Raw genomic sequence first — 13432 nt, 5'->3', positions numbered from 1 at the left:
TTATTTACTTTAAAATTCATGTTTGAAACCGTTACCAAAAACTTTGGCCCTTTCATTCAAGTCAGTCTAAAAACGTCCAATTCAAGGAGGAGAAGGTATGGAAAATCGTTATTCTGTTCATCCAGAACAAGCGAAACGCTTCACAACCGCAGAGCTTCGCGAGCATTTTTTAATAGAGTCATTGTTTGTTGAAAACAAACTGAACATGGTGTATTCGCATGAAGACAGAGTCGTGATCGGCGGGGCTGTTCCAGTGAAGGAGTCCATCGCGCTCGATGCCGGCGATTTTTTAAAAACGGACTATTTCCTGGAACGGCGCGAAATCGGAATTGTGAATGTCGGGAAACCCGGTGCGGTCAAAGTCGGTGATGAAGAATACGTACTGGAGCACAAAGATTTTCTGTATATCGGCCTGGGAAATAAAGACGTTTCTTTCTCAAGCTTGAATGAAGGCGGAGCCAAATTTTATTTCATCTCGGCGACGGCACATCAAAAGTATCCGGTGCAAAAAGCCTCGCTTTCAGAGCTTCCATACGATCATTTAGGAGAAGAAGCCTCTTCAAATGTCCGCAATCTATACAAAGTGATTCACGCAGACGGCATCCAAAGCTGCCAGCTGATGATGGGCATTACGTTTCTTGAACCCAATAACACATGGAACACGATGCCGGCGCATGTTCATGACCGGCGGATGGAGGCTTATCTGTATCTTGACCTTGCTGAAGATGCAAAGGTGTTTCATTTCATGGGCGAACCGACGGAGACAAGGCATCTTGTCGTCGGCAACGAACAGGCAGTCATTTCACCCGCGTGGTCTGTCCACTCGGGCTCAGGCACATCCAACTACTGCTTTATATGGGCGATGGCCGGAGAAAACTACACATTTAAGGACATGGATGCTGTCCCGATGAATGTCATACGGTAAGGGCGTGAACGTGAGATGGGATATCTTGAATCGTATTTTTCACTTGAAGGCAAAACGGCGCTTGTCACAGGCCCGGGAACGGGAATCGGCAAAGGAATTGCCGAAGCGCTGGCAAATGCGGGAGCGGATATCATCGGCACTTCACATACGAGCGGACTTGATGAAACAAAGCGGCTGATCGAAGAAGCCGGCAGAGTGTTTACATCTTATCAGCTTGATATGGGCAGCCTTGACGAGGTGGAGGCTTTTGCAAAAGAGGTGCTTGACCGCCATCAGATTGATATTCTCGTCAATAATGCCGGGACGATCCGCAGAGAAAAAGCGGCTGATTTTTCCCGGGAGAACTGGGAAGCGGTGATCAATGTCAATTTAAACAGCTTATTTTTGCTGACGCAGGCTGTCGGCCGGCAGATGATTGAGCGAAAGCAGGGGAAAATCATCAATATTGCCTCGCTTCTTTCATTTCAAGGAGGCATTCTCGTCCCTGCATATACGGCAAGCAAGCATGCAGTAGCCGGATTGACGAAGTCTTTTGCCAATGAATGGGCGGCGCACAATGTCCAGGTCAATGCAATTGCGCCGGGCTATATCGCAACGAACAATACAAAGCAGATCCGCGAGGACCAAAACCGCAATGCCGAAATCTTAAAACGGATTCCGGCCGAGCGCTGGGGTCAGCCGGATGACATTGCCGGCGCCGCCGTATTCCTTTCGGCGCCGGCGTCCGATTATGTGAATGGACATGTGCTGGCGGTCGATGGCGGATGGCTGGCAAGATAATGCGCCGAAAAGGCTGCCGGTAGCTCGGCAGCCTTTATCATCGCTATGGCTTCAAAATCACTTTAATGCAATCATCTTCATGGCCGTTGAACAATTGGTAAGCGTGGCCGGCTTCTTCAAGCGGAAGCTGATGCGTAATGATTTCCTTCGGATCAAATTGATTCTCTTCGATCTTCTTGTAAATCTTAGGCATCAAATGGATGACCGGGGCCTGCCCCATTTTCAGCGTAACATTTCTGGAAAAGAACGCGCCGAGCGGAAACATATTATAATTGCTTCCATATACCCCCGTAATCTGTACGGTCCCGCACTTTCTGACTGCCTTTGTAGAAATTTGAATCGGTCCGAGCGTGCCGCCCTGAAGCTTCAGTTTTTGCTCCAGATACTCAAGCGGAGATTTTTTGCCGTCCATCCCCACGCAGTCGATCACGACATCCGCCCCGCCTTTTGTAATCTCCTTTAAATGCTCGCCCATGTCAGGATATTTTGTAAAGTCAAATACTTCGACGCGGTTTAACGCTTCAGCCTGCCTTAGACGGTAGTCCAAGTAGTCTACTGCAATAACCCGCTTCGCCCCTTCCATCCAGGCAAACTTCTGCGCCATTAATCCGACCGGTCCGCAGCCGAGAACAATGACGGTGTCTCCCTTTTTAACGCCAGCGTGAAGCACGCTCCAATACGCGGTTGGCAGGACATCTGATAAAAACAGGAGCGACTCGTCCTCCATCTCGCATGATTCAGGGATGACAAACGGCGTGAAGTTGCCAAACGGCACTTTTAAATATTCGGCCTGTCCGCCAGGGTGGTTTCCGAACTTTTCCGAGTAGCCGAAATATCCGCCTGAATCATAATGGGGATTGGCATTATCACACTGGCTTTCCAGCTTGTTTTCGCAATAAAAGCAATGTCCGCATGCAACGGTAAACGGGATGACGACCCGGTCCCCTTTTTTCACTTTTGTTACATCAGGTCCTGCTTCTTCTACAATTCCCATCGGTTCATGGCCGAGCTGGAAGCCTTTCGGAAGAGGAAAATTCCCTTGATAAAGATGGAGGTCTGATCCGCAAATCGCCGTAGAAGTAATTCTGACAACGATATCATCGCTTCTTTCTATTTTGGCGTCCTCCACCTGGCTGACTTTAACATGCTGAGGCCCTTGAAACGTTACAGCTTTCAAATCGTCACACTCCCATTATCGTTCAGTTGACTTTAGTGTGAGATAAACCCGGGTTCTTATTCAGTTTTTTAAACAAACGTTTCATTAACCGTCATGCAGAGCGGTCATGATTCATACATAGAAGAAAACGGAGGTGTTGGGATGCTGCTGCAAATACTAGTCGGAGGGCTGGTTGTTTTCGTTATTTTCTTTCTCGTGTTTCGGGCGATCAGAACGGGTAATCTGCCGCGCCATGACGATTCGCAGCCAGAAGACGGAGAAAACAGAGATCAGCCATGATTGGCTTGGCTGGCCTCCTCACACAAAAAAGGATGGGGCCATGCCCATCCTTTTGCCTATCGTTCAACCGGCTGCGTGTCAGTTCCCGTGATTCCGCCGTGCCTGTCCCGTAAATCCTGCTCGATTTCTTCAAGGCTTTTGCCTTTTGTTTCTGTTACTTTAAAGAAAACGAACAGGAAGGCCGCGATTCCGATGGCCGCATAGCACAGGAACAGGTAACTGATGCCCATCGCTTCCATGAGGACCGGAAAACTTAATGTCACAATTAAGTTCCCTGCATGAAGCATTAAAGTCGATACTCCGGTTCCCACCCCTCTGACATGAAGGGGGAACAGCTCAGGCAGCACCACCCAGACGATCGGTCCCCAGCTGACGGCAAATACGACAATGAATACACCTAAACAGATGACAGTCGTCCATGCCGCACCAGTCGTATTGCCAAAAAAGATATTGGTGAAAGAAAGCACGATTAAACTGATGACCATGCCGGCATTTCCAAATAATAAAAGCGGCTTCCGGCCAATCCTGTCAATAAAGCGGATCGCCACAAGCGTCATCAGAACATTGATCATACCGATGCCGACTGTCCCCAAAATGGCCGCCGAATCTTCAAATCCGACATTCGTAAACGTTTTTGGGGCATAGTAAATAATCGTGTTGGTTCCGATAAATTGCTGGAGAAACGCCAGTCCGACCCCTGCGATTAACGCCGGGCGCACCCACGGTTCCAGCAGCTCTTTCAAGCCCCCCTGCTCCTGCTTTTCCGCTTCCTTAATTTCTTTGATTTCCTGATCGACCTGCTTTCCTCCCCTCATCTTGGACAAAACCCGTCGCGCTTTCTCTTCTTTTCCTTTTGTTAAGAGCCAGCGTGGGCTTTCCGGCATGAAAAAGATACCGATTAAAAGGCCGATTGACGGAATAAGAGCCAAGCCCAGCATCCAGCGCCATGCACCTGCATCACTAAATGCATAATTGATCAAATAAGAGACCAGAATCCCGATCGTAATCATCAGCTGATTTAATGAAGAAAGCGCGCCCCTAGATTCCTTCGGCGCAAGCTCTGAAAGGTACAAAGGAACAATGGTCGTTGAACAGCCAACCGCAAGGCCGAGCACGATCCTGAAAACCACCATATATTCCGTGCTTGGCGCCAGGGCCGTTCCGAGCCCCCCAATGCAATACAGCACTGCCGCTGACATAATCGCCCTTCTTCTCCCGAAGCGGTCTGTCAGCCTGCCGGACAAACCCGATCCGAAAATCGCCCCAATTAAAATTGCGCTGACAACCAGTCCTTCTGTAAAGGCATTGAGCCCAAGCTCATCTTTCATAAATAAAATCGCCCCGGAAATGACGCCCGTATCATAACCGTAGAGCACACCGCCCAAGGCTCCAAAAAAATAAAGCCAGGCATTCGATCTTTTTCCCTTCATCAGTATATCCTCCTAACAAGGCTTGTCTTTTATAATCTTTAACCTTGTCTCGCTTTCTTCAAACCTAAGAAACTCGGAGTACCATTAAAAGAATTTAAAAATATGAAACATTTTATCTGTTTCATCGTCTTATTTAAGGCGGCAAAATGATTAGATCCCGCGGAATTTCCAGAGAATCCCCATATGCAAAACAGCAAATATCTTGTAAAATCCAAGATTGGGAAATCATTTTTTTATCAAAATTTAGACTTATTCAACAATTGTACGTTTTAATATAAATAAAAGAGGAGCTTATACATGCTACGATCGCAACGAACGAAGAAAAAGAGACTAAGAAAATGGGTGAAATACTCATTGTTTTTCATTGCTTTAATCCTGACGGCGACTGCAGCCGCAGGCGGCTATGCGTACTACAAAGTGGCGAACGCCTCCAAAGATGCGCAAGTCACCCTTTCCAGAGGAGAACAGTCCGTCAAGCGGATTAAAGAGTTCAATCCTAAAAAAGATAACTTCTCCATCCTGTTGATGGGGATTGACGCCCGTCCCGGACAAAGCATGGACAAAGAACGAAGCGATGCGATGGTTCTCGCCACGTTCAACAGAAAAAACAAATCAGTGAAACTATTAAGCATCCCGCGGGATTCCTATGTTAACATCCCTGGACGCGGCTTTGATAAAATCACGCATGCCCACTCATTAGGCGGACGCGACCTCAGTACAGAAACCGTCGAAAACCTGCTCGACATTCCGGTTGATTACGTCATGGAAGCCAATTTTTCAGCTTTCAAAGAAGTAGTTGACGAGCTCGGCGGTGTACCGATCACAATCAAAGAAGACTATATTGTCCGGCAGATTAAAAAGGATACGAAAGGCAAAGTCAATCTCCAAACAGGTGAGCAAACGCTAAACGGAGAAGAGGCCCTTGCTTATGTAAGAACGAGAAAAGCCGATACGGATTTGAAGCGCGGCGATCGCCAGATGGAAGTCATCAAATCGATTATCAACAAATCCAAATCGCTTACTGCCATTCCGGCTTACGACGATATCCTTGATACAGTCGGAAAGAACGTATCAATGAACTTGTCGCTGAATGATGCAATCGGGCTGATCCCGTTTATGACGTCCATTCAAACGATCGATACCCTTCAATTGAAAGGGAGCGATTATCAACCGGGCAAAGTCTACTATTTCCAGCTTGACCAGGAAAATCTCAACGAAATCAAGCAGGAATTAAAACAGCAGCTGGATGTATAATTAGAAAAAGGATGAAGATGATTCATCCTTTTTCTCTTTAATGAAACTCAAGATTTACTATTGAAAAAATCTAAATTTAGGTTTAGCCTTTTACATAACATGTCCTTTTAGGGAATACTGCCGAAGAGAGCTGTTTTTCGCCTCCCGAAAAACGGCAAACTGCTCTTACAGGAGGTTATCTTTACATAATGAGGTTAATTGCGATCGATTTAGACGGGACTCTTTTAAATACAGAAAGCCAAATATCCGCAGAAAACCGGGCCGCTATCAAAAAGGCGCTCATCTCAGACTGCATCGTAACCATTTGCACGGGACGGGCCACATTTGACGTCAAAGCGCTTCTGAACGATTTGGATATTCCGATTATCGCCGCAAACGGGGGAACGGTTCACGATTTCAACTATAAACTCCTAAGCAGAACGTTAATGGACAAGGACGCCGGAAAAAAGGCCGCCCAATACTTAACAGATCATCAAATCTATTTTGAGGTTTATACGGACGATGCGCTGCTTTCTCCTTATGACGGAGAGCAGAAGCTTGAAGCAGAGCTCGATATCGTCACAAGCGCCAACCCTGATGAAGACAGGGATACGCTTTGGCAGGGCGCACTGACTCAGTTTAAACAATTCGGCATCAAACCGGTCCCCGACATTCGCGAGGTTTTTAACGGAGACGAACATATTTATAAGCTGTTGTGCTTCTCATTTGATATGGAAAAACTGAAAAAAGCAAAAGAAGACCTTGCAGCCTTTCCAAAATTGGGACTCACATCTTCCGGAAGACATATCATCGAAATTCTGCCTGATGAATCCGGCAAAGGCCGCGCTTTAAAAGAACTGGCCCGCCACTATGGAATCGAGAAAAAAGACATCTACGCGATCGGCGACAGCCCGAACGACCTGTCAATGTTTGAGGAAGCCGGCCATCGGATCGCGATGGGCAATGCAATCGATGAGCTGAAGCATATCAGCACGTTTATCACGAAAAGCAATGACGAAAACGGCGTCGCTTATTTCATTAATAAACTGCTGGAAAATGAATATCAATAATTAGAAAACCGCTCGAAGATGACTCGAGCGGTTTTCTGCTACTTAATTCTGACGCTTCCGGCGTATTTCTCTTTCCAATAGGCGCTCGTCTCCATATCTGCTGTCGTCACACCGGCAGACAAGGTGACAAGAACGACCTGGCCATTTCCGATATAGATGGCGGGATTCAGAACAGTGGTTCCTTTAAAGAACACGATGTCTCCAGGCTCCAGCTCCTTTTTTGTGATTTTCTTACCTGTACTGTATTGTTTATCAGCGTACCGCGGAAGTTCCACTCCTGCCGCCGTTTTATAGACATATTGGATAAAACCCGCCGTATCAAAGCCTTCTTTAGGCGATGTACCGCCTTTTTGATAACCGACTTCGCCGATATGCCTGATCGCTTCAGATACAATCGGATTTTTCGGGAGGGACATGTTGTCAAAACGTCTGACTCCTGTGAACTTCTTCTGCCAGTAGGAAGCCGACAAGTAAGAGATCGTCACTTTATTTGAACGGCTCGCATGGATAAACCGGCCGCCCCCGGCATAGATGGCGTTATGGGATATTCCCGGTTTGTACGTATTGCTGAAAAACAAAACATCACCCGGCCGGATATCTTCAAGCTTCACCTTTTGACCGACCGCCCATTGCTGTTCCGCCGATCTTGGCAAATAAACACCGAGCACCTCTCTGAAAACGTATTGGGTCAGTCCTGAACAGTCAAACCCGAGATCCGGAGAGTTGCCTCCAAATACATATGGAACACCGACATAGCTCTTCGCTTTTTGAACGACAGGGTCCATAGAAATCTCAGGTTCTTTTGTGATCCTTTTCGCTTTAAGATACCCCGAGCTCCAGTAAGAGCTGCCTTCAAGCTTTGTCACGACAACTCCGTTTGATTTTGTGCTGTGGATAATTTGATCATTTCCCATGTAGATGGCGACATGAGTCGGCCCGTCCGTTTCCAGTTCGGCATTTTTGAAAAAGACAAGATCCCCCTTTTCGAGCTGCTGACGGCCGACGCTGCTTCCAAGGGTCGATTGCTCTTTTACCGTTCTTGGAAGCGTTATATCGAGCGATTGAAACACATATTGTACAAAGCCGGACGAGTCAAACCCCGTTTTCGGCTTCTCTCCGCCGTAACTGTATTTCGCACCCTCAAGCTGTCTGGCGGTTTCTGCTATTTTCTCGCCGATCGTATCGGCGTGTACGTCATTGTGATTCGTTAAAAATAAAAACATCCAAAACACCGCAATTCCACAAAACAAAACCAATTTTTTGTTTGCCGCTTTTTTTATCAATTGTTCTGTTCCTCCTCTTCTTTCCTCTTTCATCGTCATTCAATTGGGATATTTAAAGGACTTTTTTTGCGTGTACAGCAGCGTCATAGCGAGAAGAAACGCGCAGCACAGCATGATCAGCTTTTTCACCTAAGCGCGGATTAAATGGATGAAGGGAAATATTCTAAAGAGGTCATGAACATGAGGTGCAGTTCCCATCCCGAATTGGTAAGGTGATGCATTTTTGAAGCTTAGTCGAAATTTGTCAGTTTTTATTCCCTTCAAAAGAATACAATAAACACGAACCCCAAAACCATGTATATATTCTCCTGATTTTCTATAAAACTTTATACACTGACCGGTTAAGAAAATTGTCGTGTTTCCTTTTCAAATCAGCCGCTTTTCACAGGTCTTTTATAACCGGAATCAGCACACGCAAAAAGAGAGTGCCGGCGGCACTCTCTTTTCTGCACTGTTATTGTTGGTTTTCCGTTGTGTGATCCTGCTGATTCACTTTTTGGATTTCCGTTGAGATTTTAGCTTTTTCATCGTTTGACAATTCATCAGAATACTTGAAAGCAGACATGAATGCAATGATCAACACTAAACCTACGAACGGCCAAATGGCTCTGACAAATTTCATTTGTTCACCACTCCGTTTTTGTTATTTTTCAGTTTGTCCGCATGATCGACTTCAAACGTCAATTTTCCGTTCTCTTCTTTCCAGTCGAGGTTTGTTCCTTTTGTCAATTGACGGAAGATCGCTTTTCGTTTCAAGAAATCGCTCTTGCCTAAAGGCGTCGGTGTTGCTTCGCGAATGTTGAGAGGCGTTATCTCAAAGCGCCCTTTGCCGTCATTCATTAAATGGTATTGTACAAGCGCGCTGTCCCGTGTTCTTGACCAGCCCTGATCAAACACAAAGTTTCCGAGGCTGTAGAAGATCACAGTGCCGTTATACACTTCGATCGGTTCGAGAACATGGGGGTGAGCGCCGATGATGACATCTGCTCCGGCATCCGCAATCGCTTTAGCCAGATCCTTCTGTCTGGCGTTCGGTTCATTGTCATATTCTTGTCCCCAGTGCACGTGGACAAGGACGATATCCGCTTTTTTGGATGCTTCCGCGATCATTGGAATAAAGATTTTCGGGCTGAGCGGCAGCACTCCGCCTCTGTTCTTTTTGGCTGTAAAGTTCTTCGTGTAGACGTCTGTAAAACCGAGCGTTGCGATTTTAACACCGTTCACATCCTGATAGGATACGTGCTGTTTCGCGTCTTCGAGATTATTCCCTGCTCCGACAAGCTCCAAATCCTCATTTGAGAATTTATTCAGCGTATCCTTCAAACCGTCTTCCCCGTAGTCCATCGCATGGTTGTTGGCAAAGTTCAGTACGCTGAAGTTCAGCTTTTTCAATGTTTCGACTGATTCTTGATTCGTTTGCAGATGGATGTTCTTTTCTGCCTCTTGATAGTCCTTTGCATTGGTTACAGGGTTTTCAAAGTTTCCTGTGATAAAATCTGACACATTAAAGTACGGCTTCACATTTTTGAAGACACTTTCCGAACCGTGCAAGTTTGTCACTTTTTCTACGTTTCTTCCCATCATCATATCGCCCACAAAAGTAGCTGTAAGCTTGGCATCTTCTTTTTTGTCCATTTGCGAAGGAGTTTTGGCGCTTCCGACCCAAGTAAAGACAAACATTAAACAGAAAATAACGGGCAATACGATAAAGACGTGCTTGTTTGTTTTCTTTTTCTCCTGCTTCGTCAGCTTCAGCAGTTTTTCCTGAAAGTTCAGTTGTTTTTTCATCGATTTGACACACCTAACTTTAGATTAGATAGTAAGCATACATAATGACGAATGTTGCTCCGCTCAATAAAAGCGTACTTCCAAGCGTAATCGTTAATCCCTGTCTTTGAATGGTATTCGCGATCAGCCCCGGCACGATAATTCCGATTCCCCTGAATTCGGCAATCTCAAACGGCATCACCGGATATATAAAATCAAAACCGATTTTCAAAAGAATTCCCGTAATCAGCATCGCTGCGAATTTTCTGCGTCCATATAGAATCATAATTTTGGAAAGTCCGAATTTCACGATGACATACGTCAGCAAACTGACAAAAAGAACGAGCAACATGAAAATCGGCTGATTGAACACAAGTCCCAAATAACCCGGTACGACGAGGCCGGCTGGTACAATTCCCGTTTTCTCTGCAAAAATCAAACTGAGTAAGACTCCTAAAATGAGGGCGATATATAAATCTGATCCAAACATTGTGTTTTCTTCCTCCTAGCTAACGAGCTGCTTAATCTTGTAATCTTGTATTTTTTCAATGAGAGGCTCCGCTGCTCCGTGGATATTTCCGACTCCGTAAATGACGCGGCCCTCAAGCTTGTTTTTCAGCATAAACATGATTTCTTCCGTTGATTTGTGCTCAAAATCAAACAGCTTGTCCGCAGGAATTTTGCCTGCTTCATATGCTTTGACGATCGGCTCTGTTGTTTCTCCAATCAGCACAAGTTCACTTGCTTCAATATAAGGAAGGACATCTTCCGCAAACTGCTGTGTTCTGTCTACCCTGTCGGCGCGGCAGTTCATAATGACGATCGGCTGATCCGTAGGATAGCCTATTTCTTTTACACGCTTCCATATGTTTAAAGTCGAAGCTGCGTCATTGGCCGCAAAACCGTTGACGAAATGTCCGGGGTTTTTGGCGTTCATCAGCGGCAGAATTCTCATGGCTCCCGGATCAGGCGGCGCATTCAGCATGCCTTTAAAAGCGGTTTCTTCGTCAATACCCAACGCTTGAGCCACACCGAGCGCAAGAGACGCATTATCAGGGAATACCATGTACTCAAACTGTCTGAGGTATTCATCTGTTATTTTAGAATTGTCTGCGACGATGACTTTTGTGTTCCTTTCTTTTGCAATCTGCTTAAAGAAATCGGTATACTCACTATCAGTGATAACTAAATGTCCATTATAAGGAATGGTTGCTGTGAAAGCTTCTGCAATTTCATCCAAAGTCGGTCCCATCACATCCATGTGATCCTCCAGCACGTTCACGATCACGCCGATATTAGCCTGAAGCAATTCTTCCTGAAAGATGATTTGGTAATCAGGGTTAACGGCCATGCACTCACTGACAATCGCATTGGCCCCTCTTTCCACCGTTTCTTTCATAACCTCTTTCTGTTCTCCGATATTCGGGCCTTGAGGTTTTCTTTTGATCGGTTTCTCTTCCGGTGTGTCCCAATAAATCATCCTTGCGTCTGTCCCGGTTGTTTTTCCTACTGTTTTGTAGCCTGCCTCGATTAATATCCCTGTTGTTAATCTTGTCACCGTGGACTTTCCGCGTATCCCGTTGATGTTCACTCGGACAGGCAGCGCATCGATGTTTTGCTGGTGGCGCCTTTTTTCATAAATGCCGATCCCAACAACGATCACACAGGCTAATAGCATTACCCACATTGTTTGTCTACATCTCCTTCTTGGAATCTGATATGTAAATTCATTCATCAGTATATAGGTTCACTATGAAATCACAATCGGCATTATGTAACAGAAGACGACGAAATTTTCCGTGACAAAGATCACCTAGTCCGAGTCAATAATGCCTATCTTTTTATTGATATTTTTGGTAATCGAAAGTTCTTAATTCCTATCAGTTTTTTGTCAGCGTTTTAAGTATGCGCTTTCAAAATTCGACATTATGATTTTTGTACTTTTCTCCCTATTTCTGATGAAAGATTGAAGGATGGATTCAGGGTCTCTTTTTCCCCCGGCTGAAATCCCCTAGAAATGGGCTGTCAACCGGGATATCCCCTTTCTTTTTGTATTTTCGCTCTTTTCCAACAGGTTAAAAAGTCACCAATGTTCCCTCTTCAAAACAAATGCGTCCTATGACAATCAGATCACCTATTAAAAAATGAAAATCTCTTTTAGCATAAAGCGGGATTCATTAACAAATCCAATTTTTTTGTGAGCCGTTCGATTCACCTTATTTCTTTAGATTTTAGGTTAAAATCCTAAGATTTAAAAAGCCATTAATTTTTTTCAACGATAATTCATCAAACTTTAACATTTTTAATTTTTCTTATTATTCTCATTGTTACTGTAGTCGCCAATTTATGCCGAATGAAGGTTATTTTCTATTCAACATACTTGTATATGTCTCTATATCCCAACCCGGCTAAAAATTTTAGCGCCCGGACTTTTTTATTGAGATTTTAAAAGGATCATGATAATCTTTATGTAAACGGTTACACAAATGGAGAGGAGAAGTCTTTTTTGGCTACGATTAAAGACGTCGCACTTGCTGCAAAAGTATCTGTCGCTACGGTTTCCCGGGTATTAAATGAGACGGGATACGTCCATGAAGACACGAGGACACGCGTGTTAAAAGCGATGGAAGAACTGAATTACCACCCGAATGAAGTGGCCAGGTCTCTCTATAAAAGGGAGTCCAGACTGATCGGACTGCTGCTGCCGGATATCACAAACCCGTTCTTTCCTCAGCTTGCGCGCGGCGTTGAAGATGAGATCCACCGCCTCGGCTTTCGGCTCATCTTCGGAAACAGCGATGAAAATTTGGAAAAAGAGCTTGATTATTTGCAGACGTTTAAACAAAATCATGTGGTCGGAGTCATTTCAGCGACCAATTATCCGGATGCGCCAAATTATCAAGACTTGTCCATGCCGATTGTCTTCCTTGACCGGACGGGCGAGAATGCGCCGGCTGTATTCGCGGACAGCCGCGAAGGCGGCAGAATCGCTGCGGCTGAAATGGTCAGGAGAAACGCGAAACGAATTACGCTGATTAAAGGACCGGCCCACCTTCAGACTGCAAGAGACCGTTTCAACGGAGCGCTGGAGATGCTAAGCGGTGCCGATATCGATTTTCATGTTATGAAAACCGAGACATTTTCATTTCCGGAAGCCCAAAAACGGGCAGCGGAGCTGTTTGCCTCCTATCCGGAAACAGACGGCGTAATCGCAAGCAATGACATTGTGGCGACAGCCGTTTTGCATGAAGCCTTAAAACGGAAGATCAAAGTTCCCGACGAACTGCAGATTATCGGCTTTGATGACATTCCGCAAAGCGAATTGCTTTTCCCCTCTTTATCAACGATCAGGCAGCCCGCCTATGAAATGGGAAAAGAAGCGGCAAAACTGCTGCTGAGATTAATGAAAAATGAATATATTGAACAATCGGCAGTGCAGATGCCGGTTGCCTTTATTGAAAGACAAACGACAAGAAAGGCGGAATGAC

General features: G+C 45.4%; 13 protein-coding genes. 6 read left to right on the top strand and 7 right to left on the bottom strand.

Features of this window, described 5'->3' with window-relative positions; translation table 11 throughout:
• Nucleotides 1-97: 97 nt before the first annotated feature.
• Together kduI and kduD are read left to right on the top strand one after the other, a co-directional pair.
• Entirely contained in the window at nt 98-925 is an 828-nt protein-coding gene (kduI, locus tag M1E06_RS02615; protein ID WP_020453163.1) for a 5-dehydro-4-deoxy-D-glucuronate isomerase, read from the top strand.
• A 15-nt stretch (nt 926-940) separates the two neighbouring features.
• Nucleotides 941-1705 (top strand): 2-dehydro-3-deoxy-D-gluconate 5-dehydrogenase KduD, encoded by a 765-nt coding sequence (kduD, locus tag M1E06_RS02610; RefSeq protein ID WP_456270538.1) that lies wholly within the window; start codon nt 941-943, stop codon nt 1703-1705.
• A 43-nt stretch (nt 1706-1748) separates the two neighbouring features.
• On the opposite strand, the gene M1E06_RS02605 is transcribed toward kduD, so the two are convergent.
• Nucleotides 1749-2882, bottom strand: a complete 1134-nt coding sequence (locus M1E06_RS02605; protein WP_020453165.1) for a zinc-dependent alcohol dehydrogenase — start codon at nt 2880-2882, stop codon at nt 1749-1751.
• A gap of 141 nt (nt 2883-3023) precedes the next feature.
• Between M1E06_RS02605 and M1E06_RS02600 the strand changes: the two genes are divergently transcribed.
• Nucleotides 3024-3161, top strand: a complete 138-nt coding sequence (locus M1E06_RS02600) for a hypothetical protein (protein ID WP_023857161.1) — start codon at nt 3024-3026, stop codon at nt 3159-3161.
• A gap of 56 nt (nt 3162-3217) precedes the next feature.
• On the opposite strand, the gene M1E06_RS02595 is transcribed toward M1E06_RS02600, so the two are convergent.
• The gene (locus M1E06_RS02595; protein ID WP_020453166.1) at nt 3218-4591 is read right to left on the bottom strand and encodes a sugar porter family MFS transporter; all 1374 of its coding nucleotides are present in this window, start codon (nt 4589-4591) and stop codon (nt 3218-3220) included.
• 297 nt (nt 4592-4888) lie between these two features.
• Here M1E06_RS02595 and M1E06_RS02590 point away from each other — a divergent pair, with 297 nt between their 5' ends.
• Entirely contained in the window at nt 4889-5845 is a 957-nt protein-coding gene (locus tag M1E06_RS02590) for an LCP family protein (RefSeq protein ID WP_020453167.1), read from the top strand.
• Between the two features lie 188 nt (nt 5846-6033).
• Nucleotides 6034-6894, top strand: coding sequence for a Cof-type HAD-IIB family hydrolase (locus M1E06_RS02585; protein WP_020453168.1), 861 nt, complete (start codon nt 6034-6036; stop codon nt 6892-6894).
• Nucleotides 6895-6932: 38 nt separating this feature from the next.
• Here M1E06_RS02585 and M1E06_RS02580 read toward each other — a convergent pair whose 3' ends face one another.
• The 5 genes from M1E06_RS02580 to pgsB form a co-directional block, all read right to left on the bottom strand.
• Nucleotides 6933-8177 carry a C40 family peptidase gene (locus M1E06_RS02580; protein ID WP_020453169.1) on the bottom strand — a complete coding sequence of 415 codons (1245 nt, stop codon included), beginning with the start codon at nt 8175-8177 and terminating at the stop codon, nt 6933-6935.
• 454 nt (nt 8178-8631) lie between these two features.
• Nucleotides 8632-8799 (bottom strand): hypothetical protein, encoded by a 168-nt coding sequence (locus M1E06_RS02575; protein ID WP_020453170.1) that lies wholly within the window; start codon nt 8797-8799, stop codon nt 8632-8634.
• Nucleotides 8796-9965: a CapA family protein gene (locus M1E06_RS02570; RefSeq protein WP_020453171.1), complete on the bottom strand. Its 1170-nt coding sequence runs from the start codon at nt 9963-9965 to the stop codon at nt 8796-8798. Before M1E06_RS02570 ends, M1E06_RS02575 begins: the two co-directional genes overlap by 4 nt.
• Nucleotides 9966-9984: 19 nt before the next feature.
• Entirely contained in the window at nt 9985-10434 is a 450-nt protein-coding gene (gene pgsC / locus M1E06_RS02565) for a poly-gamma-glutamate biosynthesis protein PgsC (protein ID WP_003185831.1), read from the bottom strand.
• 15 nt (nt 10435-10449) lie between these two features.
• The gene (pgsB, locus tag M1E06_RS02560) at nt 10450-11631 is read right to left on the bottom strand and encodes a poly-gamma-glutamate synthase PgsB (protein ID WP_003185833.1); all 1182 of its coding nucleotides are present in this window, start codon (nt 11629-11631) and stop codon (nt 10450-10452) included.
• 819 nt (nt 11632-12450) lie between these two features.
• Here pgsB and M1E06_RS02555 point away from each other — a divergent pair.
• Nucleotides 12451-13431 carry a LacI family DNA-binding transcriptional regulator gene (locus M1E06_RS02555; protein WP_020453172.1) on the top strand — a complete coding sequence of 327 codons (981 nt, stop codon included), beginning with the start codon at nt 12451-12453 and terminating at the stop codon, nt 13429-13431.
• The last annotated feature ends 1 nt before the right edge of the window (nt 13432 follow it).

It is taken from the genome of Bacillus sp. AK124, from assembly GCF_053903085.1.
Note: the sequence above shows the minus strand (reverse complement) of the source record. Positions and strands in the feature narration are given on the sequence as shown.

Bases quoted from the DNA above. Each gene is read 5' to 3' on its own strand.
- pgsC (WP_003185831.1), bottom strand. From the start codon at position 10,434: ATGTTTGGATCAGATTTATATATCGCCCTCATTTTAGGAGTCTTACTC.
- pgsB (WP_003185833.1), bottom strand. From the start codon at position 11,631: ATGTGGGTAATGCTATTAGCCTGTGTGATCGTTGTTGGGATCGGCATT.
- M1E06_RS02575 (WP_020453170.1), bottom strand. From the start codon at position 8,799: ATGAAATTTGTCAGAGCCATTTGGCCGTTCGTAGGTTTAGTGTTGATC.
- kduD (WP_456270538.1), top strand. From the start codon at position 941: ATGGGATATCTTGAATCGTATTTTTCACTTGAAGGCAAAACGGCGCTT.
- kduI (WP_020453163.1), top strand. From the start codon at position 98: ATGGAAAATCGTTATTCTGTTCATCCAGAACAAGCGAAACGCTTCACA.
- M1E06_RS02600 (WP_023857161.1), top strand. From the start codon at position 3,024: ATGCTGCTGCAAATACTAGTCGGAGGGCTGGTTGTTTTCGTTATTTTC.
- M1E06_RS02570 (WP_020453171.1), bottom strand. From the start codon at position 9,965: ATGAAAAAACAACTGAACTTTCAGGAAAAACTGCTGAAGCTGACGAAG.
- M1E06_RS02590 (WP_020453167.1), top strand. From the start codon at position 4,889: ATGCTACGATCGCAACGAACGAAGAAAAAGAGACTAAGAAAATGGGTG.
- M1E06_RS02595 (WP_020453166.1), bottom strand. From the start codon at position 4,591: ATGAAGGGAAAAAGATCGAATGCCTGGCTTTATTTTTTTGGAGCCTTG.
- M1E06_RS02585 (WP_020453168.1), top strand. From the start codon at position 6,034: ATGAGGTTAATTGCGATCGATTTAGACGGGACTCTTTTAAATACAGAA.